The sequence below is a fragment of the Bartonella sp. TT119HLJHH genome, assembly GCF_042193385.1.
Classification (GTDB): Bacteria; Pseudomonadota; Alphaproteobacteria; order Rhizobiales; family Rhizobiaceae; genus Bartonella.
Genome location: NZ_JBHILS010000104.1, coordinates 1 through 1,005, shown reverse-complemented (window position 1 = coordinate 1,005; position 1,005 = coordinate 1). Strand labels below are relative to the sequence as shown.

Below are 1,005 nucleotides of genomic sequence, written 5' to 3'. Positions count from 1 at the left end.
TTCATGATGCGTGACATCATCTTTAAGCCTTGATAGGTCTCTATCATCTCGTGAAGGAGCTGTTGTTCTTTTTCTGTAAGATCTTTATCTTTGCTGCTTCGTTTCTTGACCATCTTTCCAACCACATAAATGGGCTCCCTGCTTGTTATGCTTCAAAATATCTCTTGCAAGGTTGGAACTGATGACCGCAACATCCTGATTATCCAAATAAATGGGCAACCAGCCACCACAAGAAACAGACCTATTTGCCGCGCACCCAACGAGAAAGTTCAGAGCGCACACCAGCATCACTTTTTTGATTAACTTCATTTTCTACCTCAAGCCGCGTTGTTGCTGTCTTTAAAGCATTCTCTGTTTGCTTTTGCCGTTCGCTTTGCTTGCCAAGCTGAAACGCCTTGGCTAAAGCCATAAAAAAAACGGCTAAAGCCGCTGTAAACATCAGAGAATATTTCTTTAGCCAAAAAATCATAAGCGTTGCTCCCGAAACCGCTTGGCGACAATCACTATGCCCGTTACAGCCGCTAAAACCATCATGCCTGCTAATGCCCATTGCACCGGTCCATTGCCTGCTAACAAGCCGCCAAAACCAGAACAAGACCCTATAAGCGGGGCAAGTGCTTCTATTTTAAGAAGTCCGGTTGCCGTTTTCGTTTCTACCCTTTGATAATTCGAAGAGACATAAGACCCTTTTGCCCATAATCCTGCTTCTGCTGCTCGACGGTTGGCTAAACCAGCAAGAGGCTTCCCACCCACCTTATTCCATTTCTGTAACTCTAAGGGTACGGCTTCATAATCCCCTTGATTAAGCTTCTTCAACAAGGTTGACTTGCAAAAAGCAGCGGTTCCTACATTATAGCAAAACGAGACCAATGCCGCGAATTGGCAATCCGTTAACGAAACCGTAACCGATTCTTCTACCGTCTTCTCAAATTGCTTTAAGTCTTTACAAAGGATTTCTTCTGCTTGCTCTTGGCTAATACACATGCCTTTTTTGACAAGGGGGTG

2 protein-coding genes are annotated in these 1,005 nt (G+C 44.4%); both read right to left on the bottom strand.

From position 1 onward, the window contains the following. Positions 1–241 precede the first annotated feature (241 nt). Positions 242–469 carry a hypothetical protein gene (locus ACFIJL_RS09535; RefSeq protein WP_375612675.1) on the bottom strand — a complete coding sequence of 76 codons (228 nt, stop codon included), beginning with the start codon at positions 467–469 and terminating at the stop codon, positions 242–244. After that, positions 466–1,005, bottom strand: a 540-nt coding sequence (locus ACFIJL_RS09530) for a lysozyme (RefSeq protein ID WP_375624473.1), incomplete at its 5' end; no start/stop codon positions are given. The genes ACFIJL_RS09530 and ACFIJL_RS09535, both read right to left, overlap by 4 nt.

What these genes read in the sequence shown, in the direction of transcription:
- ACFIJL_RS09535 (WP_375612675.1), bottom strand. Translation starts at nt 469, where the DNA reads ATGATTTTTTGGCTAAAGAAATATTCTCTGATGTTTACAGCGGCTTTA.